28 protein-coding genes are annotated in these 24,340 nt (G+C 45.1%); 12 read left to right on the top strand and 16 right to left on the bottom strand.

The annotated features are described in order from the left end of the window. Nucleotides 1-46 precede the first annotated feature (46 nt). Nucleotides 47-817 carry a sulfite exporter TauE/SafE family protein gene (locus L3V30_RS19325; protein WP_237309573.1) on the top strand — a complete coding sequence of 257 codons (771 nt, stop codon included), beginning with the start codon at nt 47-49 and terminating at the stop codon, nt 815-817. A 305-nt stretch (nt 818-1,122) separates the two neighbouring features. Here L3V30_RS19325 and L3V30_RS19330 read toward each other — a convergent pair whose 3' ends face one another. From L3V30_RS19330 to sctW, 13 genes are all read right to left on the bottom strand, one after another. Then, nucleotides 1,123-2,094: a TAXI family TRAP transporter solute-binding subunit gene (locus L3V30_RS19330; protein WP_006741544.1), complete on the bottom strand. Its 972-nt coding sequence runs from the start codon at nt 2,092-2,094 to the stop codon at nt 1,123-1,125. Nucleotides 2,095-2,299: 205 nt separating this feature from the next. Next, nucleotides 2,300-3,304 carry a type III secretion system translocon subunit VopD gene (gene vopD, locus L3V30_RS19335; RefSeq protein WP_237309575.1) on the bottom strand — a complete coding sequence of 335 codons (1,005 nt, stop codon included), beginning with the start codon at nt 3,302-3,304 and terminating at the stop codon, nt 2,300-2,302. A gap of 10 nt (nt 3,305-3,314) precedes the next feature. Next, nucleotides 3,315-4,514: a type III secretion system translocon subunit VopB gene (vopB, locus tag L3V30_RS19340; protein WP_152814930.1), complete on the bottom strand. Its 1,200-nt coding sequence runs from the start codon at nt 4,512-4,514 to the stop codon at nt 3,315-3,317. A gap of 7 nt (nt 4,515-4,521) precedes the next feature. Continuing rightward, nucleotides 4,522-5,007 carry a SycD/LcrH family type III secretion system chaperone VcrH gene (gene vcrH / locus L3V30_RS19345; RefSeq protein WP_005377258.1) on the bottom strand — a complete coding sequence of 162 codons (486 nt, stop codon included), beginning with the start codon at nt 5,005-5,007 and terminating at the stop codon, nt 4,522-4,524. A gap of 12 nt (nt 5,008-5,019) precedes the next feature. Beyond that, on the bottom strand, nt 5,020-6,843 hold the full coding sequence (locus tag L3V30_RS19350; RefSeq protein WP_275949762.1) for a virulence-associated V antigen: 1,824 nt from the start codon (nt 6,841-6,843) through the stop codon (nt 5,020-5,022). A gap of 10 nt (nt 6,844-6,853) precedes the next feature. Further along, on the bottom strand, nt 6,854-7,138 hold the full coding sequence (locus tag L3V30_RS19355) for an LcrG family type III secretion system chaperone (RefSeq protein ID WP_145532008.1): 285 nt from the start codon (nt 7,136-7,138) through the stop codon (nt 6,854-6,856). A gap of 60 nt (nt 7,139-7,198) precedes the next feature. Continuing rightward, nucleotides 7,199-7,612: an LcrR family type III secretion system chaperone gene (locus L3V30_RS19360; RefSeq protein WP_237309580.1), complete on the bottom strand. Its 414-nt coding sequence runs from the start codon at nt 7,610-7,612 to the stop codon at nt 7,199-7,201. Continuing rightward, the gene (vcrD, locus tag L3V30_RS19365; RefSeq protein WP_346014792.1) at nt 7,612-9,738 is read right to left on the bottom strand and encodes a SctV family type III secretion system export apparatus subunit VcrD; all 2,127 of its coding nucleotides are present in this window, start codon (nt 9,736-9,738) and stop codon (nt 7,612-7,614) included. Before vcrD ends, L3V30_RS19360 begins: the two co-directional genes overlap by 1 nt. Beyond that, nucleotides 9,722-10,063 (bottom strand): type III secretion system chaperone VscY, encoded by a 342-nt coding sequence (vscY, locus tag L3V30_RS19370; RefSeq protein ID WP_005395110.1) that lies wholly within the window; start codon nt 10,061-10,063, stop codon nt 9,722-9,724. The genes vcrD and vscY overlap by 17 nt, the downstream gene beginning before the upstream one ends. A gap of 5 nt (nt 10,064-10,068) precedes the next feature. Beyond that, nucleotides 10,069-10,446 (bottom strand): type III secretion system protein VscX, encoded by a 378-nt coding sequence (gene vscX / locus L3V30_RS19375; protein WP_005377246.1) that lies wholly within the window; start codon nt 10,444-10,446, stop codon nt 10,069-10,071. Continuing rightward, entirely contained in the window at nt 10,443-10,817 is a 375-nt protein-coding gene (sycN, locus tag L3V30_RS19380) for a type III secretion chaperone SycN (protein WP_237309582.1), read from the bottom strand. The genes vscX and sycN overlap by 4 nt, the downstream gene beginning before the upstream one ends. Next, nucleotides 10,804-11,088: a TyeA family type III secretion system gatekeeper subunit gene (locus L3V30_RS19385; RefSeq protein WP_012841775.1), complete on the bottom strand. Its 285-nt coding sequence runs from the start codon at nt 11,086-11,088 to the stop codon at nt 10,804-10,806. Before L3V30_RS19385 ends, sycN begins: the two co-directional genes overlap by 14 nt. Continuing rightward, nucleotides 11,069-11,962 carry a type III secretion system gatekeeper subunit SctW gene (gene sctW / locus L3V30_RS19390; RefSeq protein WP_006741538.1) on the bottom strand — a complete coding sequence of 298 codons (894 nt, stop codon included), beginning with the start codon at nt 11,960-11,962 and terminating at the stop codon, nt 11,069-11,071. The genes L3V30_RS19385 and sctW overlap by 20 nt, the downstream gene beginning before the upstream one ends. Nucleotides 11,963-12,147: 185 nt before the next feature. Between sctW and vscN the strand changes: the two genes are divergently transcribed. From vscN to L3V30_RS19435, 9 genes are all read left to right on the top strand, one after another. Continuing rightward, nucleotides 12,148-13,470 carry a SctN family type III secretion system ATPase VscN gene (gene vscN / locus L3V30_RS19395; RefSeq protein WP_237309583.1) on the top strand — a complete coding sequence of 441 codons (1,323 nt, stop codon included), beginning with the start codon at nt 12,148-12,150 and terminating at the stop codon, nt 13,468-13,470. Then, the gene (locus tag L3V30_RS19400; protein ID WP_237309584.1) at nt 13,467-13,928 is read left to right on the top strand and encodes a type III secretion protein; all 462 of its coding nucleotides are present in this window, start codon (nt 13,467-13,469) and stop codon (nt 13,926-13,928) included. Before vscN ends, L3V30_RS19400 begins: the two co-directional genes overlap by 4 nt. A 9-nt stretch (nt 13,929-13,937) precedes the next feature. Next, on the top strand, nt 13,938-15,086 hold the full coding sequence (locus tag L3V30_RS19405; protein WP_237309585.1) for a type III secretion system needle length determinant: 1,149 nt from the start codon (nt 13,938-13,940) through the stop codon (nt 15,084-15,086). Continuing rightward, the gene (gene sctQ, locus L3V30_RS19410; RefSeq protein ID WP_046874924.1) at nt 15,083-16,051 is read left to right on the top strand and encodes a type III secretion system cytoplasmic ring protein SctQ; all 969 of its coding nucleotides are present in this window, start codon (nt 15,083-15,085) and stop codon (nt 16,049-16,051) included. The genes L3V30_RS19405 and sctQ overlap by 4 nt, the downstream gene beginning before the upstream one ends. Beyond that, nucleotides 16,048-16,698, top strand: a complete 651-nt coding sequence (gene vscR / locus L3V30_RS19415) for a SctR family type III secretion system export apparatus subunit VscR (protein ID WP_005377232.1) — start codon at nt 16,048-16,050, stop codon at nt 16,696-16,698. The genes sctQ and vscR overlap by 4 nt, the downstream gene beginning before the upstream one ends. Before the next feature lie 13 nt (nt 16,699-16,711). Then, entirely contained in the window at nt 16,712-16,978 is a 267-nt protein-coding gene (gene vscS, locus L3V30_RS19420) for a SctS family type III secretion system export apparatus subunit VscS (RefSeq protein WP_005377227.1), read from the top strand. Continuing rightward, a complete protein-coding gene (gene sctT, locus L3V30_RS19425) occupies nt 16,975-17,760 on the top strand; it encodes a type III secretion system export apparatus subunit SctT (protein ID WP_031780447.1) in 786 nt (261 codons plus the stop codon). The genes vscS and sctT overlap by 4 nt, the downstream gene beginning before the upstream one ends. A 15-nt stretch (nt 17,761-17,775) precedes the next feature. Then, the gene (gene vscU, locus L3V30_RS19430; RefSeq protein ID WP_047009817.1) at nt 17,776-18,831 is read left to right on the top strand and encodes a SctU family type III secretion system export apparatus subunit VscU; all 1,056 of its coding nucleotides are present in this window, start codon (nt 17,776-17,778) and stop codon (nt 18,829-18,831) included. A gap of 284 nt (nt 18,832-19,115) precedes the next feature. Continuing rightward, entirely contained in the window at nt 19,116-19,718 is a 603-nt protein-coding gene (locus L3V30_RS19435; protein WP_047009923.1) for a TetR/AcrR family transcriptional regulator, read from the top strand. 51 nt (nt 19,719-19,769) lie between these two features. On the opposite strand, the gene L3V30_RS19440 is transcribed toward L3V30_RS19435, so the two are convergent. From L3V30_RS19440 to L3V30_RS19450, 3 genes are read right to left on the bottom strand one after another with little or no spacing between them, the layout of a single operon-like run. Beyond that, the gene (locus tag L3V30_RS19440; protein ID WP_237309586.1) at nt 19,770-21,302 is read right to left on the bottom strand and encodes an MFS transporter; all 1,533 of its coding nucleotides are present in this window, start codon (nt 21,300-21,302) and stop codon (nt 19,770-19,772) included. 5 nt (nt 21,303-21,307) lie between these two features. Further along, nucleotides 21,308-22,321 (bottom strand): HlyD family secretion protein, encoded by a 1,014-nt coding sequence (locus L3V30_RS19445; RefSeq protein WP_005395128.1) that lies wholly within the window; start codon nt 22,319-22,321, stop codon nt 21,308-21,310. Nucleotides 22,322-22,371: 50 nt separating this feature from the next. Continuing rightward, nucleotides 22,372-22,632, bottom strand: coding sequence for a hypothetical protein (locus L3V30_RS19450; protein WP_041852949.1), 261 nt, complete (start codon nt 22,630-22,632; stop codon nt 22,372-22,374). A 135-nt stretch (nt 22,633-22,767) separates the two neighbouring features. On the opposite strand from L3V30_RS19450, the gene L3V30_RS19455 reads away from it, so the two are divergent. Together L3V30_RS19455 and L3V30_RS19460 are read left to right on the top strand one after the other, a co-directional pair. Further along, the gene (locus L3V30_RS19455) at nt 22,768-23,220 is read left to right on the top strand and encodes a MarR family transcriptional regulator (RefSeq protein ID WP_005395130.1); all 453 of its coding nucleotides are present in this window, start codon (nt 22,768-22,770) and stop codon (nt 23,218-23,220) included. Between the two features lie 63 nt (nt 23,221-23,283). Continuing rightward, nucleotides 23,284-24,027 (top strand): SDR family oxidoreductase, encoded by a 744-nt coding sequence (locus L3V30_RS19460; protein WP_047009819.1) that lies wholly within the window; start codon nt 23,284-23,286, stop codon nt 24,025-24,027. Nucleotides 24,028-24,340: the final 313 nt, after the last annotated feature.

A 24,340-nucleotide genomic window follows, 5' to 3' on the forward strand; every position in this document is an offset into this window, starting at 1 on the left:
TCATCTAAAGCTCTAACAATGAAAAAGAACATAACAAGGATTGTTTATGCTTTTAGAACTAGCGCTTTTATTCGTTGCCGGCGTAGTTGGTGGGATCATTAACTCCATTGCGGGAGGCGGAAGCTTTATTACTTTTCCGGCCCTATTGGCGGTTGGTGTGCCTCCAATTATGGCCAATGCAACAAATACTTATGCTTCATGTGCGGGGTACATTAGCGGAGCCGTTGGCTTCAGAGAAGAGATCATGAAGAACAAACAAGAACTGTTGTTCACAGTCTCATTCAGTTTAGTAGGTGGCGCTGTCGGAGCATATCTGCTGCTCAACACACCAGAGTCGCTATTTTTGGAAGCCATTCCTTGGCTGCTCTTGTTTGCCACCGTGCTTTTCCTGACTGGTTCTCGTTTAACAATGCTTATCAAAACTGTCGCGAAAGAGCACAAACACGCAGGAATACTTGGCGCAATCGCTTTGGGTCTATTACTTGTTGGTGTCTCTGCTTACGGTGGTTTTTTCAACGCAGGTTTAGGGGTTATTGTTCTGAGTTATCTGGTAGTAGCGGGTCACCAAGACATTAATTTAATGAACGGTTTGAAATTGCTGGTATCTACGTGTGTTTCACTCATTGCTATCGTGATATTTGTTGCGAATGGTTCCATTGACTGGCGCACAGGTAGCGTTGTTTTGGTCGGTACGTTGGTGGGTGGTTATCTTGCAGCTCGTGTATCTCGTCAACTTAATCCCAATCATGTTAAAGGGTTTGTTGCTATTTCTTCTATTCTCATCACTATCTACTTTTTCATTGATGTTTATGTTTAAGCAAAACTTGTACAAGTGGATAACACTCCTGCAAAAAACGCCATCGCGAAAGATTAATGCTGATCGCTTAACGAGGTTTTTGTGTCATTACAGCGAGCCTTGGCGTGGCTAGGGATCTAATAGCAGTACGCTGAGCGGCTAATGAAACAATTTTGACCATAAAGGGCTCGGATAGAAGATCCTGTATCACGCTCCTCCGTCTCTGTACAGGATGACGAGAGACATAAATATGCCACTCGCTGTTAAACGAGTGGCATTAATCGCGAAAGATGGCGTTTTACATCAATAAGAAGAGAAAGTAACGGTTACTTAATCAGCCCTACTTCTTTGTAGTATTTAAGCGCACCTGGGTGAAGAGGCGCAGATAAACCGTCTTTTACCATTTCCTCTTTCTTCAAGTTCGCAAACGCTGGGTGGAGACGGCGGAAATCATCGAAGTTTTCAAATACCGCTTTAACCACGTTATAAACCACATCTTCTGGTACCGCTGTAGAGGAAACAAACGTCGCACCCACACCAAAGGTTTGAACATCACTATCTGTGCCACGATACATACCACCCGGTACATTTGCGACACGGTAGAAGCTATTGTCTGCAACCAATTTTTCTACATTAGGTCCAGCTACCGTCACGATATTACTATCACACGACGTAGTGGCTTCTTTAATCGCTCCACTTGGGTGACCAACGGTATAAATCATCGCATCAATTTTGTTATCACAAAGTGCTTTTGATTGCTCTGCTGCTTTTAACTCAGACACAAGCTTAAAGTCATCGTTACTCCAGCCATACTGGCTCATTAACACTTCCATGGTGCCTCGTTGACCTGAGCCAGGGTTACCAATGTTGACGCGCTTACCTTTCAAATCATCAAAAGTTTTGATGTTCGCGTCTTTACGTGCAACGACAGTGAACGGTTCTGGATGAACGGAGAATACGGCGCGTAGTTCTTTAAAAGGCCCGCTTTCCTTAAACTTACTGGTTCCTTTGTAAGCATGATACTGCCAGTCTGATTGAGCGATACCGAGATCCAATTCACCAGCACGAATAGTGTTGATGTTATAAATCGATCCCCCAGTACTTTCTACCGAACAACGGATACCGTGATCTTCTCGCGATTTGTTAACCAAGCGACAAATTGCTCCACCAGTCGGATAATAAACCCCTGTTACGCCACCAGTACCAATCGTGACAAACGTTTCTTCCGCAGACGCAGAAAAGCCTGTTGTGAGTGCCGCTAAAGAAGCAGCAAGTGCGATTTGCTTAAACTTAAACATTGAACATCCTTTTTACCTGTGTTGATGACCGTTTAAGTATAGCAACCGTTAACAATTTGATAACGTTTGAGTTCTCATCTTTGAAGGTTGAATTATAGATATGTACTTTTTCATCAACGTAACCTACTGATAAATAATATCTATACTTGAATTGCACAAAAAAAGCGTTGTATAAACAACGCTTTGTAGTTAATGAGATGGACGGTTACACCGTTGGGACTGACGCTCGCCACGCTTGGTTCTGACTATCTGAGATAGAACGGAACAATTCACGTAGCTCTTTCAACAGACCTTCTTGGAAACCAATGTTTTCATCGGCTTTCTGTTTGGCTGCTTGTGCGCGAGTCGCTTGTACTTCATCATCTTTGCTGCGCGCTTGCGCTTTGGTTTGCTCTACATTCGATGCTGAGTTTGCCATCTGGCCCAAAGCTTGAAGAATAGCGTTCTTCGCTTGGTTTGAGCTCATCAACTTATCGAACTTACGGCCACCACTTGTCAGCTGCGCTGTCGTGTCTGCGATATTGTCTTTCGCTAGTGAGTGCGCACGCTTAACCTGATCTTGCTGAGTTTTAGACAAGCTATTGTTATTCAATAACTCTTCTGCTTGATCGAAGCCAGCTTTTTGCGTTTTCAGTACATTATTGCTCGCCATTTCATTCTTGATTTCTTTCCCTGCTTTGAAAGAACCAAGGGCACCAATAATTGCAGTAGCACCCGCTAATACACCCGAAACGACTGCCATCGCGATCATCGCACTTGCCGAGTTGTTTAGTTCTGCCGCTTGGCTTTCTAAACTCGCGACGTTTGCTTCAACAGCAATTTCACGTTGTAGCACTTGCTGCTCACGGCTCAGCTTTGATACTTGATACAACAATGTTAATAGCGTCAACGATTGTGATACCGCATCTGATGGTGACTTGATCACCTCCTCACCGTTAAGCGCTTTCATCGTTGTGCTCATTAATGAGCTCACCGTCGGTGCAAGAGCGCTCATTAGGTTTGCAACAACTTGAGCTTGGTTACTCACTGTAGGAGCTTTAGGCGTCTCTAACTGGTAGCGTGCTGCACCAGAAACACCTGACTCACTTTGGCTTTTAACGGCGCCTGCTTCAAGCTTTGTTTCCGGCGCTTTTTCTGCTTTGTTGGTTTTAATGGTATCGCCTAAACCATACAGTTCGCCGCGTCCCGTTCCGCCTACTTTATCTAGCATAATAAACTCCTTATACCGTTGCAGGACGGCTTAACACCGTTTGCATGGTTTCACTTTTCGCTTGGATCATTTGCATGATGACGCTCATCAGCTCTTGGAAATCTTCCATCAACTTGCCAATTTCTTCTTTAAGCTTGTCGATGACGGCCTGGCTTAAGGTCATTTTGGCGCGAAGGTCCGTGATATCTGCCTGAATCTCAGTTACGTGAGCATTGTTAGCGGCATGAACACTGTCCGTAGCGCCTTTACCTACGTTGACGGCAATATCGACAGTTTCTGCTCCGTAACGAATCGCTTTTGCGGTCGTTGTCGCAGCTTTTGTGCCCATGTCCGCCACTTTCGCCATGTTTGCAGCGGCTTTCGTAGCGATTTCTGTGACCTTTTGAGCTATCTTGCCAGCACCTTTTGCTGCAAGTTTCGCGATACCGCCAGCTGCTGCACCACCAAACGTCACAACAGCTCCGATAACCGCGACTGCGATTTCTAATGCCATTACGACTTTGTTTAGCACATCGACATTTACGCCCGCTTCTTTTAGAGCATCTTGAACGGCTGGCTCTTGCAGCGCCATGCTCACTGCTCCCATGACGCCACCAGCGATCATAAGAGCACCAGCTGCTGCACCAACACCCGTTGCCACCATTACGGCACCAACAACAATAGAAACCACCGCACTGATCCAACCAAAGATCTTCGCTGCTAAGCCTGATTTTTGGGCTTCTTTTGCAGCGGCTTCCGATTCTTTGATTTTGTCTTGGTTTTCCACCATCTCTTTTTCGTGCTTAGCTTTTGCGACCTTCACTTCCTGAATTTTCAGCTCGTTTTGAGCACTTTTCAGTTTATCCGTGATAGCAGCAAGCTCTACTTCAAAATCATCAGCAGAACCTGCGATGATTTTGACTGCAATCGAACCTGTTTGATCTGCAACTGCATGGAGAGATTTTGCAATGGTATCGACGATCTTTTGCAGCTGTGCCATGGCTTTTAGCGTCAAATCATTCACTTTGTCGCTAACAGCTGCGTTAGGTGCATCTAACTGAACTTTTACTTTTCCGGTGTTCAGTACATCTGCATCTTTACTCTTCACGTTTTCTACCGTCACAGAAGGCGTCGCTGTAGACGCCGTTTTCTGCACGTTATCTAACGTGGCTTGGCCAGATTCAGGGCTATAAACCTGTGTCTGGATGCGGTCAAGTGCAATAGAACTCATAGTCTAATTACTCCTTTTTATTTCTCACCGCTTCTAACATGATGCCTGCACGCTCATGCAAATCTGCATATTGTGATTTTCCGGCAGACATCTCCTTCGCGCTGTAAAACCCACTCTCTGCTTCTGTCAGTTGTTCCAGTTTCAGGTGACATTCAGCAGAGTGAAAAGGTGGACGTGGATCATTTACGTCCACTAGCGCTGCGTAGCTGTAGGCATCTATTGCCTGCAGATACTCACCCAACTCCTGACGAGCCGCGCCAAGGCCAATGAAAAATCGCGCCTGATAATGATCAAGCATGCTGAGTAATTGAAATACTTTCGCTGCTTGCTCAATCTTTCCCGATTGGAAAAAGTTGTAACCTACGGCATAAATATGTTCGATGGTGTCCTGAGACACATCGTGCAACATTTTTAGCGTGCCTCCCTCTTCCAGAAAAGACAGCAGCTCTTCAGCTTGCATTTGGGATGGATCGGTCGCGTTTGTTTTAGTCATGGTTGGTTATCCTTAAATGGCTCGTAGGATTTCTTGTAAAATACTGTGGTACTTCTGAACAAACTTGTTCATCGCTTCAACGGTAGAGTTGTATTGAGAACTGGTGTCGTTCAGCTCAGTGGTTTTGATTTGCACTTCATCGTTAAGCAACTTGGATTTATCACTGACAGAACTAGAAAAGTTAGACAGTTTTTTCGACTTCTCTTCGTCTTGGTACGACGCACCATCACCGATAGTAATACCTTGTTTTTGAAGGAAGTCTCGATGGTTTGTTATCTTATTATCCGTCAAATACTTGTACTCAGGTGAAGCTTCGAAATCCGTTTGATTGCTGTAGTTAAAGTCACTCGCTTTGAAGTTACTTTCTGGATCTCCCGGTTTATAAACTCCATCAACACTTTGCGTAGAGTGAATTTTCGACTGAACAACACCAAAGATTTTTAGTTGCACGGTTAAATCTTGCAGTGCTTCCTTTTGCTCGTTACGTTTTTCTAGGCGATTTACGCGACGCTCATTTAGTGCAAGCAGCACTTGCTCATCAAAACGATCTCCAATGCTAGACTCAACAACGGCCAACAAATCACGAGCCGTTAGAGAGTGCTCTGCTCTCACCTCGCGATCCGCTTTCTCTTTGTCGGTGATATTGAGTAGACGCTCTTTCAATGCCCCTAAGTTCTTGCGCAATGCCTCGTATCGCTCAGTAAATGAAGCCCCGGTAGATTCACCTTTTACTATTTTTTCAAACTGTAATCGGATGTCTCGTTCGGTGTTTTCTTTGATCAAAGTAACTTGAGCTGACGTTATTTGTGTCTTTTGGACATCGGCTATCGCGCCGTCCTGGTAAAAGTCGTCGATTTCTATATTTGTTAAACTCACCGCGAAGTTGGCGAACAGACTAGAAAGGGTCAAAGGCTCGGTTCCGCCAATGACGGTGTTAAGTGCTGCTTTTAGGTTGTTTGTTCCAGCCGCCTCCCCATAAGCTGCGCTATATTGGCCTTTCACTTGAGCGGCCATTTCATTTAGCGCCTCTTTAAGCTGCTGTTTAGAAATACCGGGAGTCCAAGTGATTCGATAAGCTAACGCACTTGCGTCATCGGTGCTTAAAGTAATACCGATGCCTTGAAAACTGCTTTTTAATTGAGCTGAGACTTGAAGAGCGAAACTCTCTTTAGTCAACAGGAAATCCGAGCTCTTCAGTTGCGCGAGATTCACGGAACCTAAGCTACTAAAGGCATTGCGAAGAAAAGAAATAGAAGCATCTCTCACTTCACGGGAGCCCATTTGATTAGCAAGCTCTGCAACAAAAAGAGAAATTTCTTTGGTGGCATTAGCCAGTTCTGTCTCGGAGAGGTTGGCGATCTGCTCCGCTTGGTTACTCTGAGTCCCCAGATTAAATTGACTAACAAACTCAGTAGATAACGAGCTATCTACGTTTTCCGTCAGTAACTTACTAAACCAAGACTGAAACTGATTTGATAGCGTTTGGTTTGTTTGAGCATTGAACTCGGCTGCGGTTAATTCGTCATCTGAGTTAGAACTTTGTAGCGACTTTATCCAAACCGATGCGGTGTCGGTCAATGATATACCAGCAAACGCGTTATTTTTCGCTTTTAGGTTTTCAAGTGTATCAACATAAAGCGCGATGCTTTGTGATTCCGTTTGTCCCGAGATAGTTGGCAATGAAGAGATTAGAGAGGCAAGTTGCTGAGTCTCTGCTTCACCCAGTACAGGTGTAAATGCCTCTATCAAGTTTTGTTGGAAAGTGGGTAATGGTGCACTACTCGCAGCTGTGTCTGTTGCTCCTGTCGTAGAGCCAGTCTTTGTCGTATTCGTCATTTCCAAACCTCTAAATCATCATGCCGCGCATCACTGTGGGACGCTTTCTGCGTTTACCTGACGTACCTTGTAGCTGATTTTGTTGTTGCCGGCGGCGCTGGACTTCGTCTATTAGTTCTTGCTCTGCACGTTTCATGGTATCTACTGGCGCTTTTATGCCGCCAAGTAAAACATCACCCGCAACAGGACCAACACCTAAGCCTTCCAATAGCTCGTTAAAAATATCGATTCTGTCTTCAGCTTTTCTAATGGCGAGCTCAGCGTTCTCAATCGCATCGGTAAACGGTTGCTTCATCTTGATTCCTATCTTAAAGCGGGTCATCTCATCGGTGCTGTCAGTAACAGTCGTGAGTTTTTACTTTTTCAACTTTTTCAAAGGTCTATAATCTGCCAGACGTAAACAGTACCAATCGGCCTGCTCATCATGGCTAGCACCACATGCTCTTAAATAAAACTGGGCTAATCGCTGGCTGCTCATGTTGCTACCACGTAACACATCGACGTTTCCGCGAATGACCCAATCGGAGGGATAAAGTTGAACAGCATGCTCAGCTAAGAGAAATAAGCCTGCAAAAGGGTTACTCAACCCTAGGTTTGGATGCACACGTTTCAAAAGAACGATGATGATTTCTCCGTCCTCCACACGAAAAACGAGCTCTAAACCCTCTACTTCAATTCGATAACCAAGTTGAATTTCACTTTTTTGCCAAAAGTATGGCGTCACTTCGATCCCCGCTTGCGCGAGCGAGAGCATTAGTTTTGTTTTCATTACATCCCCACCCTTCCAAGTGGCTGAATATTGATTTGCTGAGTTAATTCTTGAAATGACAAAACGGGCAGATCGTAGTACTCCGATTCAATAAGCTTTCGCACATATCGGCGTACATCCATAGACACAACTAACACAGGCTTATTCGGCATGCGGCTTAAATCACCAATGGTCTGTTTCACATCACTCACAAATTGTTGAGTTACTGACGGGTCTAACGCCAAGTAGCTCCCTGCAGAGGTTTGACGAATACCGCTGCGTATTGTGTCTTCGAGACTTTGATCCAATAAGTAAGCGGGCAACATGTTTTGTCCACTCGCGTATTTGTAGCAAATGTAACGTTTTAAGCTGGAACGAATGTACTCCGTCAGCTGTACAACATCTTTCTCTTTTTGGCCCCACTCAACCATGGCTTCCAAGATCACGCGAAGGTTTCGGATGGAAATGTCTTCAGAAACCAAGCGTTGCAAGATTTCCGTCATTTTTTGTAACGGGACAATGCGTTGAGCCTCTTTAACAAGCTCCGAATAACTGCCTTCCATCTGCTCCAATAGATAACGCGTCTCCTGAATACCAATAAAGTCTTGTGCGTACTCCTTGAGAACATGAGACAAGTGGTACGTTAAAATTCTGTCGGGTGTGAGAAAGCCGACATGGCTAGTCGTGAGTTTTTGCTCGTAACTTTGTGCCACCCAAATGCTAGAAATACCGGGTAGAAAATCTTCATCTTGCTCATAAGGCACGCCTAATAAGTCGATCTGCTCATTCCCTTCTGTCACCAAGAGTTGGTCTTTTACAATTCGTCCTCGTGCAACCGGAACTTCTTGTAACTGAATTAAATATTCGCAATTTTGCATCCCCTCGTTAAAACGCAGGTGGATACCCGGGAAAGGCACGCCGAGGTCGAGATATAGTGCGCGCCTCACCCTTGCTAGCTCTTCATTCAATGCGACCGCTTCCAAGCTTTCCTGAAGGCTCGCGTCAAGATCAATCAAGAGTGGGACCGTCATAGCGAACTCTTCTTGCTCACCTAATTTTCCTTTACTGTTTCTAGATGGGGTTGGTTTGCTTGGCTTCGCTGCTGGTGAACCCGCCCCTTGCGAAACAAAGCTTGATAAGTCGGTAGTATCTGATTCAGCCTGTTTTTTCTGTTGATAGAAAAGGAAGAAACCACCACCACCAACCACTGTGGCCAAGACCAGAAAAGTAATTTTTGGAAAACCAGGAATCAGTGCGAAGAGCACCAAAAGCACACCGCCAATAAGAAGCGCACGTGGCTGAGCAATGACCTGCCCACCAATGTCCGAACCAAGATCAGAAGAGTCTTCATGAGAAACACGCGTCACGATAATACCGGCCGTAATCGCGATAAACAGCGCCGGAATTTGCGACACCAAACCATCACCAACGGTCAAAATAGCAAACAACTCAAGTGCTTCAGAAGCACTCATGCCTTTTTGCGTTACCCCGATCGTGACGCCACCTAAGATGTTGACCACAATGATGACCAAACCAGCAATGGAGTCGCCTTTAACGAACTTCATCGCGCCATCCATCGAGCCATACATTTGGCTTTCTTTTTCAATCAGTGATCGTCGGTGCCGTGCTTCGTGTACGTCAATCACCCCAGCGCGCATGTCACCGTCAATACTCATCTGCTTACCAGGCATCGCATCAAGTGAGAATCGCGCACTAACTTCTGCAACCCGCTCCGAGCCTTTGGTGATAACCATAAACTGGACAATAGTAATGATCAGGAAAACAACAATACCGACCACCAAGTTACCGCCCACGACAAAGTTACCGAAGGTATAAACGATTTGACCAGCATCGCCTTGCAGCAAGATCAACCGGGTTGTCGTGATGGATAAAGACAAACGAAACAATGTCGTGATCAGTAGCACTGCGGGAAACGCAGAGAACTCAAGCGGCGTAGTGATGTAAATCGCTAACATAAGCAGCACCACCGCAATGCTCATGTTGGTGCCAATCAGCACATCCACCAGCGCGGTAGGCAGTGGCAATATCATCATAAAGACGATCGCGAGCAACATCACAGCAAGCATAATGTCTTTACGTTGCCCTACCTTGTTTAAAATATCGATCAACTTATTCATGTGATTCACTATTTAAAGATTGCAGATAGCGTCGGTGCGCTTGGCGTGCCCCATCGACGTCATTTTGTTTCCAACGAGCTTGGCTTAAGCAAAACCAGAGTCCTGCCGAATCAGGTTTAAGGTCGGATTTTAATAAGTGCTCACATACCTCAACAGCACGGGCATATCGACCACTTTGTAAACACGCCACTGCGAGCGTTTGCATCGCCTCTTTGTGTTGCGGGTCTATCTCTAAAACCGCATCGAGAATAGAGATAGCATGCTCTGGCTTTTGGTATTGAACTTGCAGTGCCGCGTGAACAAGCAACAGTTCAATGTCTTTGGATCTCAACATGTTGGTTAGACCTGGATAAGGAGATTGAGCGCCATAGTGAGGTAACGCTGATCAAGTTGCGTACTTTGTAGCGTTTCGGATGCTTTGATAAAAGAAGCGGAGCCTGAATCCTGTGCAAGAACTTGCAACTGAGCCAACGTTTCATCGAACTGTTGGCGGTACTTTTCTGGACGCAACAATTCTGAGTGCAACAATTTTGGCTTGGTTAACGCGATTAGGTATTGGTCTGAAGGCCTGAGGTCATAGAGCTTCTCTAAATGCGTAGCGACCGCCTGTCCATCAGGAAGTAATTGAAACCGTTCAGGGAAATCGGCCTTAACCTCACTATGAGTAACATGCGTGAAGGCTTCTATGCCTACGTTTAAAGTGCTTACTCGAGTCATGAGGTTGCCACATCGTTATGTAGACGAACCAAAAGCGTAAACGCTTGTTCTAAAGTTGGAAGCGTGACCACTTCTCCGTTTAACCTCGCGGAAAAAACCAAAGTTTGCTCATCTAACAAACCAGTTTTAATTTCGAAAGGCCAGCCTTGATCGGCATGACACAAACTGAGGGCGCTTTGAATGATGTCACTGGTTTGATGCCAAGATAACGCTTGAGACAACATCAAGAATAGCTGTTCTCCGTGTCGCTCAATATGTAGTGTACCGCTTTGCTCAAAATCCAGCTGCACCCGTCCAGCTGATGAGAAATCGACGGCATCGAGCCCCATTCCTCGGCAAAATTCATTGACGGATGCATCAATCCAACTCATCTTCCCACGCTTCCTCTTCTTCTATATCAATGGCTTCGTCTAGCGCCTTTTGTACCGCTTGTATTAAATTCTGTCGTTGTTCTTCATCGGCGAATACATCAATAGGGATCGCGCGAACTAACTTGTGGAACTCTCGAAAAAAATCGATTTTTTGTTGTACCGCCGTCAATTCCATTGCGTTGGCGACTTTCCAAATCTCATCACTGCTTACCCATCGCTGCTCTACCAACGCAATCACATCAGCCATCAAATTAGAAACTTGATAAGCCATAACTCGTCCTTTCCGGTTTAAACATTTGGAACAGCTGACTCACGCGATCTTGCAACGTATTTAGAGTTTTGAGTTTTTGCATATCGGACATCAACCACTGCAACTTAACCGAGTCGATACTGCTGCCTTGAACACTAAGATCTGCACTCATGCCTTGCAGCATAAAGTCAACAGCGGTCGATACCTCCTGTTCACCAAAGCGCGCCACTACGTCTTGATAAGCGGCGCCGAGCCCTTGATAGCTATGAACGGTATCGCGATAGAAACCGCGCAGCTGATGTAATGAGCTAAACTCTTGCTCTTGGCTGTACTCATCAGCAAAGTTTGAGACGCGAATTTCCGTATCAATTTGAGCCCAAGAATCTGGGTTTTGCTCGATTCTCAGAATCGCTTGGTCAATCAGCGCTAGTAGATGTTTACTTTCTGGGCTCGAACTCAAAAACTTTTTAACGGCTTTTAACGCAAGGTATTGATGGCTTTTCTCCTCTGAAAATCCATTCAAATAAGCTTGCAATTGAGCGATGGTCGAGATATTTCCTCCCGCCATTTTTGCAGCCAGATCTTTGATCTTTTGGTTCTTTTCAAGATCAGGGACTTTTCGCAGATAGTCAGAAACGAGTTCGTGCGCTTCATTAACTCGAACGCCACTATCTTTCACTTTACGCTTGGTCAAATCTTTTTCTGCTTTTTCGGAACCGAGTGAAGTGAGCTCTTCCATCGCATCAAAAAGTGATTGTGTGGCATTGTGAACACGGACCGTTTCACCGCGGTAATTGCCTTTTCGTGAAGCGTCGGTACGAGACGATTCCAACCCGTTTTGGATAGACGCATCAAACTTTGGGTTTGTTGCGATATGATTGTTGATAATACTCATTCACTTGCACTCCTTCCGTACAATACAGGCGAATTATAGGAAGTGCGCTTTCTCGAAGCTGTCAAAATCAGACGTGTTTTTTTAGTGCGTTTTCAGTTTTCTAAAAACTCCCGACTGATATTCACTATAAATACCCCCTCATCCTTTCTATCCTCCCAACATCAATCATTGCGCATATTTTTACCTTGAACGATTTCTCATACATCACTGATATCCAACAATCTGCGATCAGGCAAACTCGTCTGATCCAAATTCGCGGGCGCGTTACGCAAGTAACCGGCACCATCATCAAGGCCGTTGTCCCCGGCGTTCGTGTTGGTGAGCTGTGTGAGTTGCGTAATCCTGATCAAACTCTGTCTTTATTAGCGGAAGTCGTTGGCTTTCAACAGCATCACGCTCTGCTCACACCGTTAGGAAACATGTTTGGGATTTCCTCAAATACAGAAGTTAGCCCAATGGGAAAAATGCATGAAGTCGGTGTTGGCGATCACCTGTTAGGTACAACGCTTGATGGGCTTGGGCGTCCTTTCGATGGTACGCAAAGCCAGGAACCAAGTGCTTGGTATCCGGTTTATCGCGATGCGCCACCACCAATGCAACGTAAACTGATTGAAAAGCCAATCTCTCTTGGGGTTCGATCCATTGATGGACTACTGACCTGTGGTGAAGGTCAGCGCATGGGCATTTTTGCAGCGGCGGGCGGTGGTAAAAGTACCCTACTGGCAAAACTGATTCGATCCGCAGACGTCGACGTGACCGTTCTCGCCTTGATTGGTGAACGCGGACGCGAAGTACGAGAGTTTATTGAGCATGACTTGGGCGAAGAAGGAATGGCCAAATCGGTTTTAGTGGTCGCGACATCCGATCGCCCGGCCATGGAACGTACCAAAGCCGCTTTTGTTGCCACTTCTATTGCTGAATATTTTCGTGACCAAGGTAAACGCGTGTTACTGCTGATGGATTCTGTAACGCGTTTCGCCCGCGCACAGAGAGAAATTGGACTAGCCGCAGGCGAGCCACCAACACGACGTGGCTATCCGCCTTCCGTTTTTGCCGCTTTGCCAAAGCTGATGGAACGAGCCGGCCAATCTGACAAAGGGTCAATTACAGCGCTGTACACCGTGTTGGTTGAAGGCGACGACATGACAGAACCTGTCGCCGATGAAACTCGCTCCATTTTAGATGGGCACATCATTCTCTCGCGCAAACTTGCGGCAATGAACCATTATCCCGCCATTGATGTACTCCGATCAGCAAGCCGCGTGATGAATCAAATCGTTGAACCTGATCATCAGGCGTCTGCTGCTCACCTTCGCGAAATGTTAGCCAAGTACGAAGAAGTTGAGCTACTGATAAAAATTGGCGAGTACCAGCATGGGGCAGATAGCCGAGCAGATATGGCGATTGCACAAAGTGATGATATACGCGCCTTTTTACGTCAAGAAACGCATGAGCCAAGTGATCTTGATGGTGCTATCGCTCAACTAAAAGGGATGGCGAACCAATGATCGAACGGTTATTAGAAATCAAACAAATTCGAGCTGAACGTGCGGATAAAGCCGTTAAGCGCCAAGAATACCGAGTATCAAATTCGGCAGCACAGGTTCAAAAGGCCGAACGTTCCGTCGAGGACTATCACGTTTGGCGTCAGGAAGAAGAAGAACGACGTTTTGCCAAAGCAAAGCAACAAACACTCGTTCTCAAAGAGTTGGAAACATTGAGACAAGAAATCGCGTTGTTGAGAGAGCGAGAAGCCGAGCTTAAACAGCGCGTTGCCGAAGCAAAAAAAGCGCTTGAGCACGAACGCTCGGTACTTAAAGAAAAACAAAAAGAGGCACGGCAAGCCCATAAAACCAAAGAAAAATTCGTTCAGTTTCAACAACAAGAACTCGCGGAACAGTCGCGAGAAAGACAATACCAAGAAGAACTCGAACAAGAAGAGTTTCGCACTGTCGATATTATCTAAAGGTTCATTATGCGCATTACTCCAACAGAAGAAACACCGAATACGCTGTACAAATCAACGCCAGAAAAAAAGCCCCTGGAACGAGAGGTTGAGCTTCAATCACAGTTCGAGCGTGCAATGACGGAGAAACCTAGCAAGGAAGAAGAATCTACCGTTGTGAGCAAAAAAGACACTCAGAGCAGAGACGAGAGCCTTCCGTTAAGACATGAAGCATCTCAAAGCCTAGACAAACAACCGAAACTTTCTAACCAAGAAGCCAGCACTTATAGAAATACCGCCACATCAAAAGGAAAAAGTGACGTCGTCACCAAGAGAGGCATAGAGAAACCACAAGACGACGCAACAAATAGCGAAGAACACCTAATTGAAAACAGTAAATTGCATGAGAAAGATAAGAAACTTGAGATCGATCAGGCTCCAAACTCATCCTCGATTGAGCGCGTTGGCCCCCATTCTCAAGCACAAGCTTCTCTCGACGGTTCTCTCCCTAAAAAGGCCGTAGGGAAATCGCTCGCTCAAGATGCAATTAACCATGCTAACTTCACGACGAAACAAACCGAAACGACACACAATAAGCGTGCAACTCAGCGACTACAAGACACAGGCAAACTAACAGACAAAACCGATAGTCGTTCTGAAACTAAATCGCTTGAGAAAATCGAGACGAAAAGCGCAACACTGTCCGGTAAAGCGGATGACGAAAAAGCAGATCCTCAACACCTTGCGAGCGCGGCAACGCAAGGCGATGTCATTTTAAAGAGTGTCGCTTCACAGGCTCAGCCGGCCCCTGCTCGAGACGTAAACACGTTACTCCAACAATTGGTGGACAAAATCTATGTTTCGCTGCCAACCGCATCGGACAACAAAGAGGTTCGGCTGTTTCTGAGTGAAGGACAATTAAAAGGTGGCGAAATCCACATCAAGTTGGACGCGCAAGGTTATAGCGTGACGATTCGACAAGAGCATGCCCTTTCCATTATTAGCCAACAAGCTAGACAAGATCTTGCCGAACGCCTAAATCGATTTGGCGGTGATCAGCCACTTCGTCTAGCGATCAGCGAACAAACTCAACAGCTCGATCAACAACAACATGAACAACAACACTCACGCCAGAAACGTAGCGTGTATGAAGAATGGCAAGCGGAGAATGACCTATGACGCCGTTAACGATACCCAAAGTCGATTCAGACAGTATTGCGCTCAGTAATCAACTTTGTGCAAAGCAATGCCATTTCCAAGGGGCTGATGGTCAGAGCGTATCGATTACTGTTTCTCAAATCCCTTCATTTGAAGGATTCCGTTTAACCACGTTGATTGGAGGGCAAACGATCCAAGTGGATTTTTGTCGTGCGCAACTCCAGAAATGGCTTGAGTCTACTCTGAATGCCACTGCATTCGAGTCACTGCCCAACTCGCTCCAGTTAGCACTTTTGAGTTCTCAGATTGAACCGCATAGTGAGGCATTCAAAGCACTATTTGGTCAGTTGCCCATTCTTAGCCAGTTACAACCGTTAGAGTCGAGCCAAGTTCAAGAGCATACCTTGATGTTAACCCTCAATAAACCTAACGGCTCTCTTTGTTTGTGGGTTAGCGAAGGAGCAAACGTGCTGTTGGATGCACTACCAAACAGCGCTGCTCTTCAGGCGCGACATCTCGCTTTACCTGTGTGGTTAAGCCTTGGAAAGACCCATTTAATGTTAAGCGAATTTAATTCGCTCGAACTGGGAGATGTGATCTTTTTTGACGATTGTTATATCGCCCAACAACAAGCCATTTTTCAAGTATCTAACCAGAATCTCTGGCGCTGCCAACTGGATGACCAAATTCTTCACATTATTGAAAAAGAAACCAATATGAATGACGTAAACACTTCAGAAATGTTAACCGACCACCAGCAACTGCCCGTGGAACTCACGTTTGATATCGGCCATCAAACCATCACTCTAGAACAGCTTAACCAGCTTCAGCCTGGGTACGTATTCGAGCTAAACCAACCTGTATCTAAGCCGGTAACATTGCGTGCCAACGGCAAAATCGTCGGTGAGTGTGAACTGGTTAATGTTAATGAGCATTTAGGTGTGCGCGTACTGGAACTGTTTGGTGGCACGCAGGAGCCAGCATGATCCAGTTACCTGACGAGCTCAATCTCATTGTCAGCTTAGCACTGCTGGCACTGATCCCATTTATCGCGATGATGGCGACGTCGTTTGTCAAACTCGCCGTTGTATTCTCACTGCTGCGTAACGCTCTCGGTGTACAGCAAATTCCACCGAACATGGCGCTGTACGGATTGGCGATCATTTTGTCTATTTTCATCATGGCTCCCGTCGGTTTTGAAACCTACGACTACGTAAAGCAGCATGATATCTCCCTCGAAGATTCTGCAAGTGTAGAAGGCCTCATTGAAAGCGGTTTACAGCCTTATCGAGAGTTTTTGAAAAAACATATTCGGGAAACCGAAGCCATATTCTTTACCGATGCTGCGCGCACATTATGGCCTCAAAAGTACGTGGACCGTTTAGAGTCAGATAGCTTGTTGCTGTTGCTGCCAGCGTTTACGGTCAGTGAGCTTACCCGTGCTTTTGAAATTGGCTTTCTATTGTACTTACCGTTCATCGCTATCGACCTAATTGTATCGAATATCTTGCTCGCCATGGGCATGATGATGGTATCACCAATGACCATCTCTCTCCCTTTCAAATTGTTGCTTTTTGTCTTGCTTGACGGCTGGACGAAACTCACTCACGGCTTAGTGCTGAGTTACGGTTAATCACGGAGAAAGTATGCATTCTGCAGAAATCATTCATTTCACGACTCAAGCATTAACCCTAGTTTTGTACTTGTCGTTACCGCCGATTTTAGTCGCAGCGTTGGTTGGTACATTGGTGTCGCTTATTCAGGCGTTAACTCAGGTCCAAGAACAAACGTTAGGCTTTGTGGTCAAGCTTATCGCGGTCATTATTACGCTGTTCGTCACAACGCAGTGGCTAGGGGCAGAGCTCCACGCCTTCGCCTCGCTTGCCATGGATAAAATTCCTCAAATACGATGAGTTATCACGACTTACACCAGGCTTTATTTTTGTATAGCCTGACGTTACCTCGGTTAATGGCATGCTTCATCTTTTTGCCTATTTTGAGCAAGCAAATGCTAGGCGGCACCATGGTGAGAAATGGTGTGCTTTGCTCACTCGCACTGTTTATATTTCCGATGATTAATCAGCAAAGCTTGCCCGCAGAAACCGACGGTATTTGGCTGATAGTGATTTTGGGTAAAGAGGTATTAATTGGGCTATTGATCGGGTTTGTTGCTGCTATCCCCTTTTGGGCAATAGAAGCGGCTGGCTTTCTGGTCGACAACCAACGTGGTGCTGCCATGGCAAGTATGTTTAACCCAACGCTAGGCTCGCAATCAACGCCAACCGCAGTGTTGCTGACCCAAACGTTGATTACCCTGTTCTTCTCTGGCGGGGGCTTTGTCACTTTTATCTACGCGTTATTCAAAAGCTACACATCTTGGCCGATCGTGGACTTTTTCCCAACCGTTAGCGATGCATGGGTAAGCTTCTTCTACGCGCAATTTGAACAGCTTATGTGGCTTGGTGTGTTGATGTCCGCTCCATTAGTGTTGGCAATGTTTCTTGCTGAGTTTGGTCTGGCGCTTATCAGTCGTTTTGCACCGCAATTGAATGTTTTTTTCCTTGCCATGCCAATAAAAAGTGCCATCGCGAGTGTTTTACTGATCGTGTATCTCGGGCTAATGATGGATCACTTTGAAGTGCAATTTTATGGCATTACCCGATTCGCAGAACAACTCAATACCATTTGGCAATAACGCTTAGGATTCTTTATGAGCGCAGAAAAAACAGAGCAACCCACCGCAAAAAAGTTACGCGATGCCAGGCAGAAAGGTCAGGTAGCCAAAAGCCAAGAAATCGTATCGTCTGCATTAATTTTGGCGCTCATAATTGTACTGTTTGCGTTCGCCGATTATTACATGTCGCACATCTCAGCGCTTATTCTCCTACCAAGTAAGCTTGCTTATCAGGGCTTCCAAGATGCGCTAGTCGATGTCGCTATTGCCATCGCAAAAGAAATTGCCTATCTACTCGCCCCGATTATTCTGGTTGCTGCACTCGTCGCCATCTTTTCCAATATGGGTCAGTTCGGCTTTCTATTTAGTGGTGAATCCGTTAAACCCGACATCAAAAAGATCAATCCCGTCGAAGGTGCCAAACGCATTTTTTCGCTTAAGAGTGTGATTGAGTTTATCAAGTCGATCCTTAAAGTCTCTCTTCTTTCCTGCATTATCTGGGTGACCTTACGCGGTAACATCAACGCTTTGATGCAAATTCCAACTTGCGGGCTAGAATGTGTCCCGACCATTACTGGCGTCATGATTAAACAATTAATGATTATCTCTTCGGTAGGTTTCATCGTCATCGCTGCAGCTGATTTTGCGTACCAAAAATTTGACCACACGAAGAAACTCAAAATGAGCAAGGACGAAGTGAAACGCGAATACAAAGAAATGGAAGGCAGCCCTGAAATCAAAAGTAAACGTCGTCAGTTGCACCAAGAGCTACAAGCCTCCAATCAACGCGAAAACGTTAAACGTTCTAATGTATTGGTTACAAACCCAACACATATAGCAGTTGGTCTTTATTACAAGAAAGGCGAAACGCCCCTGCCCGTCATCACCTTGATGGAAACCGATGCGGTAGCCAAACGTATGATCGCAATCGCTAAAGAGGAAGGCGTTCCTGTGATGCAAAAAGTCCCTCTTGCTCGCGCACTATACGCGGACGGCAACGTCGACCAGTACATCCCAAGTGATCTTATTGAAGCAACCGCCGAAGTGCTTCGTTGGTTGGCATCATTGGAGTCGGATAAGGCGCTGAACTAACATGATTTCGAGAGTAAAGGCTATCGTACGAAGAACGGTTATCACTTTTCTATACGTAATGATATTTTTAAATATATCATCCTTCGCTATAGGTTTCAGCATATCGAATTTGCCTACTTTTGCTTGTCTCAATGAAGCACTTGGTTCATGAAAAGTCGTGTTTACTAACGTCAATAGTGGTACTGTACTGGACAGTTTTACTTTCACCTCTAAACCACCTAAAGCTCGGTAATAAACCACGCCAGCCACAACAAAGGTGGATTTTTGCTTGGGTTGATTTATTTATGCGCATATCTACCGAAAAGAAACGAACTCGAATCATCAAAGTTGCCACTGACCTTTTTATAAAACAAGGTTACAAAGACACATCACTCGATCAAATCGTCGCGATTTGTGGAGGCTCAAAGCAGACGTTATATCGCTATTTTTCGAACAAAGAAGGGTTATTTGTTGAAGTTTTAGCATACAATACCAAAACCAGCTTAGAGTCCGTCTTCCAGCTTGCCGACAAGCAATCGGAGCCTTTACAAGAAACATTGAATGACTTCGCCAAGAAGTACCTAAAAGGTGTATGCTCCAATCCTATGCTATCACTTTATCGGATCGTTTCGGCTGACTTCAACAAACATGATTCCGTACCAAATCAATTCTGGCAGACAGGGCCGCATCGCATTCATCAATACCTCATCGACTTTTTAAAGAGTGAAACTGTCAGCTCACAACTCGATGTTGAAAATGCCGACCTCGCTTGTGAGCAACTACTTGCATTAATTAAACTTGATTACCAGAACATGGCACTAATTGGCTTCGATTTTCCGACGGATGAAGAGTTAGATGCACATACGAAAAAAGCGGTCACCGCCTTCCTAAATCTATACCAAAGGTAAACTCACTGAATATAAAAGGGAGCATCATCGCTCCCTTGTTGTTTCTATGGCTTAGTGAATCTCTCGCTTCGCCGCCAGTTTTTTACCGATTATTAAGATTGGCGCGAGAGCAAAGACCGAGATAATAAACATCAATAATGAATTACTCAGTGCGAGAGTGGTCGCCTGCTCTTTGACAACAGAACTAATTTGGCTCATTCCTAATGCCGAATTTGGCAAGTGTCCATGAGTCAGAATCGTACTGCTCAACGCATTTTTATAAGCACCAAAAGCATGATTCACATCATCTAGCGTTCGGCCAATCTCTCCAGCAGCTTGTGCACTATGGCTTTGCATTACCCGTGAGAACATGGCACCAGCGATCACACCGCCAATGGTACGAAAGAGGTAGAAATTGGCGATGCCTTCTAAACGCTGCCCGACCTGGAAGTACATCAAGACTGCAATGGTCACAGACACATTCAATAAGCCGACACCAAACCCACGCAACATCATCGGAACGGACAAAGATTCCGTACCAGCAAAGCTAGGTAACTGACTAAACATATGTACCGAAAGTATAATCATCACCACACCAAACGGGACGACTGCATCCGCTAATGGACGGCGGAAGTAATACACCAGCACACTGACTAGCATACCACCTAGCATGGCATAAAATGCCGGTAATTGGGCATATCCAGCATTAAGGTTGTTGTACTGCAACGCCATTTTCAAAAAGCTAGTAAACAACACATTGCTCGCCATAACAGCAAAACCTGCCAAAAAAGCGTTGTACATAAAAACATTAGTTTTCAACTTACTATGCAGCTGTATTGATGCTGTATTTAAAGGACTGGTTTTCACAAAGTAATACACCACTAATAAAGTCAGAGCTGCGGCAATCGAAGAGGCTTTAACAAACCATTCCGAGTCAAACCAGTTGTAATAACTGCCTCTCATCAATAGAAATACAACGAGGCTTATTGTCAGGGCAAAAACTAAATAAAACCAACAGCCAGATTTGGGTTCGGCCTCGATTTGAATCGACTTAGGATTGTATATGCATGCAATTACCAAGGCAGAGAAGTACAGCCAAGCCGACACGACACACAACAGTGACCAATCAAAGATTTCGACAATATTGGCCACTACCCAAGGGTAAGCGCCGATCGGTAGCAAGGTTGAGAATACTAACGTTAAAGCGATAATGGCAGGTAGCCAACGCTGCTCAAAGAAGTGGAGCAGGTAAAGGTTTAATACCACCATTAACATGCTCATAAAAAAGCCACTCGAGAGCCAAGTCAGAGTGAACACCAGCTCTTGCTGTCCGCCCCAGTAAAGTACAAGATTGCTCGCTAGACCTACCAATAAAATGGCATGTAAGAGAATTAACGTACCCAATCTACGCACCAATATTGGTGTGAATATAAAACCTAATACCTGGGTAATCATAAAGCCGACTTTAACCAGAGCAACTTCATCGACAGATAAGCCTGACGTTGCCGCCATCTCATACGATAACTCGGTGAACATCACGGAGTTAATACCAAAAGCAGCAATCGCAAAAAGCGTCAAAATCAGCAGCGGTGAACGTTTTTCCATTGCAGTTAACCTTGTGCTGCGGTCTCGATCGATACTTCTGCAGACAACCCCGGATAGACTCGTTGACTCAACTCTTGAGGGATCTCTAGCTCAATACGTACTGGTACACGTTGTACTACTTTTACGAAATTGCCTGTCGCATTTTGAGGTGGCAATAAACTAAACTGTGCACCAGTCGCCGGGGTTATCGAAGAAACACGGCCATGCAATGGATGGTTTGGAAACATATCCAATACTACTTCAACCTCTTGCCCAGGCACAACGTTCTCAAGTTGTGTTTCTTTAAAGTTTGCCTCTATCCAAACATAATCTGGCACCATCACGATGAGCCCCATTCCTGGTTGTACAAACTTGCCGACTTGCACTTGTCTATCTGCCACATAGCCATCGAATGGTGCACGCACCGTGGTTCTTTCCAGTGAAATATTAGCTAGTCGTAAGTTTGCTTCTGCTTTTTTACGCTGTGCTGTCAGTTGCAACTTCTCAGTCATCAATGTGTCGAGCTGTTTTTGCTCAGCAGCTAAGCCCAATTTAGCGGTTTCAAGATTACTGCTTGCTTCAATAGATCGCGTTTTTTGTGCTTCAAACTGATTTTTGCTCACAGATTGCTTTTGTACCAAACGAGAAAGACGTTGAAACTCCGCCGCTTGGTGTTCGGCATTTGCACTCGCGCGGCGAATACCTTGCTTCGCCTGCTCAATTTTCATTAACTGCATATCCGTTTTGATTTGATTTGCAGTAAGCTCAGATTTCGCAACATCTAGTGCTGCTCGAGCAATTTCTTGGTTGGCAATAAAGTCTTCATCATCAATGACAAACAAAGGAGTTCCTTCTCTTACCCACTGGTTATCTTTGACAAAGATTTCGCTTACTTGCCCCCCAACCTCAGGTGAAATGGCCGTAACGTCTGAATGAACATATGCGTTATCCGTCATTACAGTATTCGGCTGGTATAAGGCACAGCCAGCAGCAAATAACGAACCAACAACAAGCGACAAGGCGATAACTTTCTTCTTCATGTTTGAAACCCATTTTATGACTTTCACAAACTGTACTGTACCGTACAGTTTTAGTAAAGATACATTTGATCATTGCCAATCAAAAAGATCAATCTCATTGATTTATCATGAACTTCTTGAGAAGAGTGTTTCGAATGAAAAGAATTAAAATCTAACCATTTGTAATGTAAACAAAAAACACATTTAAACTGAATAAATAAAGAAAGGATTGCAACTCCCCTACCTTTATTGAAGCTTGCTCCCCAACTCGGTGCATCAGGCGCAAACATTTGACTGGCCGAAGTTTTCGAAGCTACCTCACCAATTTTCATTAGCACCTCAATCTGACACATCAACCCAACGATAAGCACAAGCTAGTAGCATTTTCTTCAAACGAATTTGACATCGCCCAACATAGTTGTGCATACAACCATATTGTTCGTTAATGTTATTTGGTGAAATTTTCCATGTCCCAATACAACCATCATCAGTCTCTCGGTCACCTTACGGGGCTTGCTAGTCGTCTGTTTAACCGATTACTCACCACCCGTTTCAAAGATGCTGGTATTGATATGACAGCAGAACAATGGGGTGTCGTGTTGCTGTTGCGAAACAACGGTGCCCTTTCTCAAAGTCAGATTTGTGAACTGTTGTACTTAGAAAAATCGAGCGTCAGTCGCTCAATTGATGGGCTTGAAAAGCGCGGTTGGACAGAGAGGAAACCTTCGCCAACGGATAGTCGAAGCAAGTTAGTCGTGCTAACAGAAAAATCTTTAGACACCGTTGATACATGTGCAAATATCGCTTCGCTAGTACTGCAAGAAGCCCAACAGAACCTTGCTGATGCCGACCTAGATAACAGCAAACAGCAACTTTCTAGCGTGGTAGCGAACTTACGCAAGCTTAACGGACAAATTTAACTTATCAGCGTACGTTGCGACAGAAGCTGGTTTAACAGTCAGGCTCAACCTTGGAGAAATACGATGACAAAACGCAATGCTTTAATTACAGGTGGCGCTCGTGGAATTGGTGCAGCAACAGCAAAAGCACTCGCTGCAGATGGTTACCGAGTTTTTATCAACTACGTAAATAGTACTGCGGTCGCGGAAGCGTTAGCTCAAGAAATTCAAAACGCCGGTGGTGAGGCGTACACTTTAAAAGCTGACGTTCGAGATGACGCACAAATACAAGGAATGTTCGACAGCATCGCAAATGAACATGGTGGCGTTGATGTTCTTGTCTCAAACGCAAACATGAGCTTTACCGCTAAACCTTTCACTGAGCAGTCGTGGGAAGAGTTTTCACAAAAGCTAAATGACGAAATGCACGCTGCATATCAAACGGCAAAATTGGCGGTAGAAAATATGAAAGCCAGCCAGTTTGGTCGCTTAATTTTTATCTCTAGCACCTTATCAGAAGCCCCTGCACCAAGCTTTATTGCTCATGGTAGTGCAAAAGGTGCACTTGATAGCTTTAGTAAATACCTCGCCCAAGAACTTGGTCCCTTCGGGATTACGTCTAATGTCGTTGCTCCGGGTCTTGTAGAAACAGACGCAACAAAAGGTGCTCCTGAAGAGTTTAAAGAAACCATTCGAATGTTCACACCAACGCAGAAAATTGCCACACCTGAAGACGTAGCAAACACCGTGAGCTACTTGGCAAGTGAAAAAAGCGGACATATCACGGGCACATACAATCCAGTATGTGGCGGCGCCTACCTACCATAGCGCCAAGTGTGCTAGGCACAAATACAAAGGCATGTACGCATGCCTTTGTATCTTTAGGTATTGCTTTGCAACGCGCAAGCTTCCTTCATGGGCAGTTTTCTCTGAAGAAAAATAGAAAGTCCTATCTATTTCTTATAATCGGTGTATAGTGAGCCCAGCTCCTAACCGTGAGCTATTGATGAAATATTTAGTTCGAGTCTCTTCTTAGTTTTCTTTCGAGTCATTTCGTTACTCAACTCCTGTAGCAACTTATTCTTTATCTTCCATTAAATAGCCTCAGTTTTGATTTAAATACGAGCGAGAGTTAGCTCTC

This window comes from Vibrio sp. A1-1, from assembly GCF_021728175.1.
GTDB lineage: Bacteria > Pseudomonadota > Gammaproteobacteria > Enterobacterales > Vibrionaceae > Vibrio > Vibrio diabolicus.

Excerpts from the sequence above, each read along its gene's own strand:
- vopB (WP_152814930.1), bottom strand. The coding sequence starts at position 4,514 with ATGAGTTCTATTGCACTTGACCGCATCCAGACACAGGTTTATAGCCCT.
- sctT (WP_031780447.1), top strand. The coding sequence starts at position 16,975 with ATGAGTTATCACGACTTACACCAGGCTTTATTTTTGTATAGCCTGACG.
- vscX (WP_005377246.1), bottom strand. The coding sequence starts at position 10,446 with ATGACTCGAGTAAGCACTTTAAACGTAGGCATAGAAGCCTTCACGCAT.
- L3V30_RS19350 (WP_275949762.1), bottom strand. The coding sequence starts at position 6,843 with ATGACGAATACGACAAAGACTGGCTCTACGACAGGAGCAACAGACACA.
- L3V30_RS19385 (WP_012841775.1), bottom strand. The coding sequence starts at position 11,088 with ATGGCTTATCAAGTTTCTAATTTGATGGCTGATGTGATTGCGTTGGTA.
- L3V30_RS19330 (WP_006741544.1), bottom strand. The coding sequence starts at position 2,094 with ATGTTTAAGTTTAAGCAAATCGCACTTGCTGCTTCTTTAGCGGCACTC.
- L3V30_RS19360 (WP_237309580.1), bottom strand. The coding sequence starts at position 7,612 with ATGAAAACAAAACTAATGCTCTCGCTCGCGCAAGCGGGGATCGAAGTG.
- sctQ (WP_046874924.1), top strand. The coding sequence starts at position 15,083 with ATGACGCCGTTAACGATACCCAAAGTCGATTCAGACAGTATTGCGCTC.
- L3V30_RS19355 (WP_145532008.1), bottom strand. The coding sequence starts at position 7,138 with ATGAAGCAACCGTTTACCGATGCGATTGAGAACGCTGAGCTCGCCATT.
- L3V30_RS19400 (WP_237309584.1), top strand. The coding sequence starts at position 13,467 with ATGATCGAACGGTTATTAGAAATCAAACAAATTCGAGCTGAACGTGCG.
- vscY (WP_005395110.1), bottom strand. The coding sequence starts at position 10,063 with ATGTTGAGATCCAAAGACATTGAACTGTTGCTTGTTCACGCGGCACTG.
- sycN (WP_237309582.1), bottom strand. The coding sequence starts at position 10,817 with ATGAGTTGGATTGATGCATCCGTCAATGAATTTTGCCGAGGAATGGGG.
- L3V30_RS19440 (WP_237309586.1), bottom strand. The coding sequence starts at position 21,302 with ATGGAAAAACGTTCACCGCTGCTGATTTTGACGCTTTTTGCGATTGCT.
- vscS (WP_005377227.1), top strand. The coding sequence starts at position 16,712 with ATGCATTCTGCAGAAATCATTCATTTCACGACTCAAGCATTAACCCTA.
- sctW (WP_006741538.1), bottom strand. The coding sequence starts at position 11,962 with ATGAGTATTATCAACAATCATATCGCAACAAACCCAAAGTTTGATGCG.
- L3V30_RS19450 (WP_041852949.1), bottom strand. The coding sequence starts at position 22,632 with ATGAAAATTGGTGAGGTAGCTTCGAAAACTTCGGCCAGTCAAATGTTT.
- L3V30_RS19445 (WP_005395128.1), bottom strand. The coding sequence starts at position 22,321 with ATGAAGAAGAAAGTTATCGCCTTGTCGCTTGTTGTTGGTTCGTTATTT.
- vscR (WP_005377232.1), top strand. The coding sequence starts at position 16,048 with ATGATCCAGTTACCTGACGAGCTCAATCTCATTGTCAGCTTAGCACTG.
- L3V30_RS19460 (WP_047009819.1), top strand. The coding sequence starts at position 23,284 with ATGACAAAACGCAATGCTTTAATTACAGGTGGCGCTCGTGGAATTGGT.
- vcrH (WP_005377258.1), bottom strand. The coding sequence starts at position 5,007 with ATGACTAAAACAAACGCGACCGATCCATCCCAAATGCAAGCTGAAGAG.
- L3V30_RS19405 (WP_237309585.1), top strand. The coding sequence starts at position 13,938 with ATGCGCATTACTCCAACAGAAGAAACACCGAATACGCTGTACAAATCA.
- vopD (WP_237309575.1), bottom strand. The coding sequence starts at position 3,304 with ATGCTAGATAAAGTAGGCGGAACGGGACGCGGCGAACTGTATGGTTTA.
- L3V30_RS19455 (WP_005395130.1), top strand. The coding sequence starts at position 22,768 with ATGTCCCAATACAACCATCATCAGTCTCTCGGTCACCTTACGGGGCTT.
- L3V30_RS19435 (WP_047009923.1), top strand. The coding sequence starts at position 19,116 with ATGCGCATATCTACCGAAAAGAAACGAACTCGAATCATCAAAGTTGCC.
- L3V30_RS19325 (WP_237309573.1), top strand. The coding sequence starts at position 47 with ATGCTTTTAGAACTAGCGCTTTTATTCGTTGCCGGCGTAGTTGGTGGG.
- vscU (WP_047009817.1), top strand. The coding sequence starts at position 17,776 with ATGAGCGCAGAAAAAACAGAGCAACCCACCGCAAAAAAGTTACGCGAT.